This is a genomic window from Spartinivicinus poritis (genome assembly GCF_028858535.1).
Taxonomy (GTDB): Bacteria; Pseudomonadota; Gammaproteobacteria; order Pseudomonadales; family Zooshikellaceae; genus Spartinivicinus; species Spartinivicinus poritis.
Window position 1 is genome coordinate 1 of sequence record NZ_JAPMOU010000110.1, and the last position, 5,786, is coordinate 5,786.

Genomic DNA, 5,786 nt, shown 5'->3' on the forward strand with positions numbered 1-5,786 from the left:
TTTGACTTCCTTAATGCTCGTGCTATTTCAGTTTGAGACCAACCTGCTTGCAAATGAGCCATCGCTAATAAGCGAAGTCGTGTTCTTGGGTGTGGCTCTCTATTTAGTAAGGCATCAAAGTCGTAGTCATACAATTCATCTGGAATAGAAGCAATCCTTGCCATTATTAAATTCCTAGTTAAATTAAGTGAAATACTGTGACCAGGTATTTTACAGATTATTTACCATGATTGGTATTAAGTGTGGCTCGCTGGAATGCAGGCAAAAAAGACCGGTTTACTGGAGTCAATGTGGGGCAAGAATCCCCCCAAAAAGCCGCTGGTTACTTCAACACCATTGCCAAGATTTTAAAACCGAAAGCTGACCATTCATCTAATCAAGCCATGTCCCGAACACCATTAATAGCCTGGTGTTTCCGGTGAGGTTGATATTCAAACCGAAGTCAACGATGTGAATATCGCTTCCATAGAAAATGTGAACTTTATAGTCAACCCTTCAACTGGCGAAGACCTTGAACCACTTAAAATTTTGCTAGATAACGCTACGAAGATAAATGGTAAACAACTGCTGTTGAAAGCTCTCAAGAGCCCACCTCCCCTATTTTAGTCAATCTATGGATATGGAGCTATTGAAACTGCGCCAGAGGTATCTATGTATTAATAATTGTACATGTATTGGCTTATAGGTTCTAAGCACTTAGTTTGTTTTTTTCTTTAAAATCAATAACTTAACTAAAGGGGGTCCCGGGACCCCCTTTATGCATCATCAAGGGGGAATTCTTTCCCAAAGGCATTCATTTTCCAATAGCGCCGATAAATAGCAGTATAAATAACTCTCCTTTTTACGCCAGTCAAGCCAACTTCTGTTTCGTTAATATAACCAACCTTACTCTCCAACTGTTTATCAATCTCAACTGGTAGAGTTAAAAAAATTGTTTTCATTTCCAGCCCTTTATGCCTATTACTTGTATCAGTATCAAGTAATAACATGAACTCATCATGAGGCTGATCAAGCATATCTTTGAGTGCTTCTGCAATCCAAATAGACTGCTGTTTCTTATTATAGCTATCTCTCTGAAGGCCTTTATTTAGCAAATTAAAGCAGTGAGCGGTAATATCAACAGAGGTAGATGTAAACTCATTCTTATACTCTTTATTTTCAAAGATAAATCTTATATCGTTCCAAGTTGAAATACTTTGTGAAATCATAAAAAGCTCCAATCTTTACTACTCACCAAAAACAGTGTTACCAATTTCTAAAAAGCTATTCCATGCATTTTCAATTTGTTCAAAGTCACTCCAGTCTAGATCTTGGATAACAACCTTCAACTGTGCAAACTCTTTTGATTTAGAGTATCTCTTTAGAACATCTTTTATTAGTTCACTGTTTTTAGTAGTCCCCATTTTAAGTGTTCTTTTTCCATAATCTCTTTTATTATTTTTTATCTGAACTACTTCATCGCTTTCAAAATAACTACACTCTTTTAGTTCATCCTTAAACTCAGAGAATTTTTCTAACAATTCATTTCTAACTTTTGCTGGATTCTTTTTTAACTCTTGATGCAGCTTTACTGCAGGTTTGAGTGATGTAATAACGTGCTTATGTACTAATTTTTTTACTAATTCACAACTATGCAAGAGTCTGTGAAAGCTCCTTGCATTTTGATTTGAAAGTCCCGTTTCTTTTTCTAAGTCTAAAACTGTTGCAGGCTTGCCATACTTCTTTGTGTATTCAGTATTAACCAGTTCAACGAATGATAGTTTGTCTGCTAAAGACATATCTGACTGACCAGCATTCTCCTTGAATTGTATTTTCGCAACTTCAAATGGAGAATTATAAATTTCCGTAGATTTTTCTATTTCAGCATAAATCAAATGCTCCTCAAGAATATATGCTGCAATGAAACGTCTTTGTCCATATATAACTTTGTAAACGCCGGAGTTATCATCCAGCAACTTAATAGGCGGCAAAACACTAATGCCATCTAAGTAAATTGTTTTAGCTAATGCACAAATTTCCTCATAGTCAGACTTTGCTTTTTTAAATGAAAACTTATCAAGCTTTAAGTTATGCTCTATGCTATCGAAAGGTGGAAATACTATATCCCCTTTCTTCTTTTGTATTAGGCTATTGCCAGTTCCAACTTTTAACCAAGACTTGAGCTGTTGTGGCGTAAATGAAAGTGTTCTTACGTTACTAAGGTTGTGATGAATCATGTCCATTCTAGTTGGACCTGCATCACGACGTAGTTCTTGTGACTTATTTACGAGTTCGTCTCTACTGAACTTTTCCTCAGTAGTTTCGTTTTCAGTATTTGGATTTCTACTTGGAATTCTAAACATTCCGCTCATTTAAATACCCTCTTATAAACTTCTTCACAGGTTTCTAAAAGTTCATGCTTATCATTTTCTTGTTGTGATTTTTTATGCCCATATTTCTTAGCCATGATAGAGGAGGGCCACTCTAAAAAACTTGAAGGCTCTGCTGGTGTTTCACTTAACCTAGTAATCGTTACTCTTTTATACATTGGAGGATCAATAATCAAATCACCATGCTGGTCTTTTAGAAATTCTAACCGTTTCTTTTGGCTTGCAGATTTGTCATAGATCGTAGGAACAATTCCAGCCAGTTTAATTTCATGATCATGACAAACAACATCATTCTGCTGCCCAACAAAAATTTTCATTGCTTCAAGTCCTTCCAAAGACATTTGTGCAAGCTGAACAGGAATGAAGACATGTGTACTAGCTCTTAAAGCTCCTATTACAAGTGGATTTTTGTCTGGAGGTGTATCGATGATTACAACATCATATGCACTTCTAAGCTCAGGAAGCTTAAAAAACTCTAGAGGCCTGTTGTACACCCTTTCAAGTAAGTAGTCTGGGCTATTTTTGAGCACAGCATCAAGCCGGCTTGACCATGAAGGTACAATGTCTAGGTTAGGTATACTAGTTGGATAGGGGACAACCATTTGGCCATGATAAATTCCATGGAAACTTGTTCTAGGAGGAAAGTCAGAAGGATCACTGCCTTCTCTATAGTCTGGATGAACAGGTGGAATAGCCGTTCCATCTATTTCTGCTCTTGTCTCTTCTGACTCCATTCTTAGATATCGTCTAGATAGGGAGCTTTGTTTATCAAGGTCTATTAATAGTGTTCTTTTGTTTTTAACTTGAGCTGTGTAAGAGGCAGTGACTTGAGCAAATGTAGTTTTTGCTTCGCCTCCTTTGTGAGTTGCACTTGTAATGATTTTCATCAAAGTGATTCCATAAGCTGATACGTGAGTTAAAAAAGTACATATCTTTGATATTAGCAGTACTATCATATATATGAATATATAAGCAACATATATTGTATATTTTTTATAAATTTTAAACAATATATAGGTCGTTTATTTTTTAAAATAAGGAGTAAATTCGAATAGAAATAGAGCATTTTTTATACATGATGAGTAGTTGAGCTAAATCTTTTAATTATAATTACTACTATATAATGTAATTTTAATATACTATTTCTTTACTATAGACACTCAGAGTATCGTAGATAACTAATTGATTTACATAGTTTTTAATGTTGTTTCCAAGCTTTTTTTGGTAAAAATAATACAGTTTTGGTAAAAATAATACATGTTTTGAATGATATAATACAATTTTTGTTTAATTATTAAACGATCTGTCGTGGGTGAACAAAGTAATTGAAAAATAGGTCAGAATAGTCTTAAATATAGGTCATGGTTTATTAGGTATAGCGTTACTATATTTTATTGAGAAGAACGGCGGTTTTGTTCAAAAAAAGACAGATTGGTTGAGTATATAGCTCTGGTTTGAGGTATTGCACTTAAATGACAGTTAGGCTTGCTTACAGTAAAGAACTTGGCCAGTATCAAGGCTCAAAAGTAATTTCTGGTATGATTGCCGTGCTATCAAAAAGTGCTGTAGATTTGTGCCACTCTGTAGAGTTTTCAAAATCAGTTAAAGGTGCACTCTTAAACTCAAATGACCTGAAATGTTTGATTGCAATGATAGAACTTGCGAGAAGGGAAAAAGAGCACTTAGGGTACAGCATACATGATTGGTCTTATGCTGATCTTGCAAAATCTATAGAGTTACCAAATAGAAATTATGAACTAATTAAGAAAGCTGTTTTTCGGTTAAGTAGTGTAAAAGTTGCAACAGTAGATGATCTGTCTAAGACAAAAAGCATCATTACATTTTTATCAGATGAAAGCGAATTAATACAAAAGCCTTTTACAACGGAAATACTAACTTCTGATAGTAACTCTTTTAAAGTTAAAGGATCAGGAGCATTTAGTTATTCGATAGCTGATTGGATTTTTGATGACTTGCATAAGGTTTATACACACATAGACCTGAATATTCTAAAACAATTATCAAGCTCATCAACTATAGCGTTGTATAAGCTGTGTAGGCCTTATGTTCAAAGTCAGCGTGTAGGAAGGGAAGTACGTTCAAGGATATTTAACCAGCTAGAACTATCGTGCTTGCTTTTTATGCCTAGATTGGTTGGTGTATACCCATCAGAAGCAAAAAAGCAAATTGAGTCAAAGATAAAGACATTATCAAAAAAAAATCTGGATATTGAAATTAAGCTGGTTAAATTAGGGAGTGAAGGCTTTCAGTTTTTTATTAAGAAAACAGAGTCTAAAAGAGACTCAAGTGAGCTAAGCAAATATGTTAGAAAGTTTTCACTAGGGAAGAAAACTAGTGGTAACATAAATATCGAAAATTTGAGTTTGTATGAGCTGTGTAAAATTTACTTAAATATTAACCAAACTGATAAGTATATTATTAATAAAGATGGTTACCCTGGATTATTTTCAGAAGTACTAGGTATTGATAATATAGAGAACTTTGTGAAGAAGTTAGTTTTAGAAGGAGGTAGAAGAGGGCATGGAGGATATATTTACAAATCGTTAAAAAATAAATATCTACGAGAACTTAATAAAAATAATAAATCTTCCGCTGGTAGCATCGAAAAGAAAATAACAGCCAATGATATTAGAAAAGAAAGCTCAGATATTGATCCTTTCAAAAAAAACATCCTTTTATATAGTGAGGCTTTAAATGCTTCATCTCAATATTTAGTTAATAAGCTTAACTCACCTAATACTCAATATAATTTAAATTGTAAAGATGCGTTTGATGGACTTGTAAAGCAACTAAAACAACATAGTCAATGGTCTAACATTTTTATAGATAAACTAAAAAAAAGAAAGTTTAGTTATGCCTTGGTTATGATTATGTATGAAGTGACAATTTTATGGCATAGAAGCCCATTCTGTTATACTAATGAAGATAAAGAAAAATTTATTCATCCTTGGGATTTTCTCCAGGAATTTGAAGTTAATATGGATATGTTACCTCCTGATAAGTTGGATAAAGCGTTGTACTTAATGGATATCTACCAGAAATTTGTTAATAAATTACAATCAGAATAAAGCTGGCTTTAGCTATCATTATTTAATAGATTAACTGCCGTACTTAAGCCTATTATTTGTATCTTGATACTTAGGAATTTGAAAGCTTAATTATACGGCTACTGATGTATTAGTTAATAAGGCGAAAGAAAGACGATCACTGAATGATGTTTATCTCTGTCCAACACTTCACTGATATGAAGCGAAAAACTGTTTGTTTTGTAATCAAACCTGAATGTTAGGCGGACTTTCCCTATGGAGCCCAAACAATTGGTTTTTGAAGAGCGAGCTCACGATGGTATTTGTGAAGTGCCTGTTGTGATAGCCCCACCTGCTTTCCCATTAACAC

Annotated in this window: 5 protein-coding genes; 2 read left to right on the forward strand and 3 right to left on the reverse strand. The window is 34.0% G+C overall.

From position 1 onward, the window contains the following. The first annotated feature begins 242 nt into the window (after positions 1–242). On the forward strand, positions 243–422 hold the full coding sequence (locus tag ORQ98_RS28755) for a hypothetical protein (protein WP_274692273.1): 180 nt from the start codon (positions 243–245) through the stop codon (positions 420–422). 333 nt (positions 423–755) lie between these two features. Here ORQ98_RS28755 and ORQ98_RS28760 read toward each other — a convergent pair whose 3' ends face one another. Genes ORQ98_RS28760 through ORQ98_RS28770 form a run of 3 tightly spaced genes read right to left on the reverse strand, consistent with a single transcriptional unit; the run spans position 756 to position 3,256 of the window. Next, the gene (locus ORQ98_RS28760; RefSeq protein ID WP_274692274.1) at positions 756–1,208 is read right to left on the reverse strand and encodes a hypothetical protein; all 453 of its coding nucleotides are present in this window, start codon (positions 1,206–1,208) and stop codon (positions 756–758) included. 18 nt (positions 1,209–1,226) lie between these two features. After that, positions 1,227–2,351, reverse strand: coding sequence for a hypothetical protein (locus ORQ98_RS28765; RefSeq protein WP_274692275.1), 1,125 nt, complete (start codon positions 2,349–2,351; stop codon positions 1,227–1,229). Then, on the reverse strand, positions 2,348–3,256 hold the full coding sequence (locus ORQ98_RS28770; protein WP_274692276.1) for a ParA family protein: 909 nt from the start codon (positions 3,254–3,256) through the stop codon (positions 2,348–2,350). Before ORQ98_RS28770 ends, ORQ98_RS28765 begins: the two co-directional genes overlap by 4 nt. A gap of 585 nt (positions 3,257–3,841) precedes the next feature. On the opposite strand from ORQ98_RS28770, the gene ORQ98_RS28775 reads away from it, so the two are divergent. After that, positions 3,842–5,458, forward strand: coding sequence for a RepB family plasmid replication initiator protein (locus tag ORQ98_RS28775; RefSeq protein WP_274692277.1), 1,617 nt, complete (start codon positions 3,842–3,844; stop codon positions 5,456–5,458). The last annotated feature ends 328 nt before the right edge of the window (positions 5,459–5,786 follow it).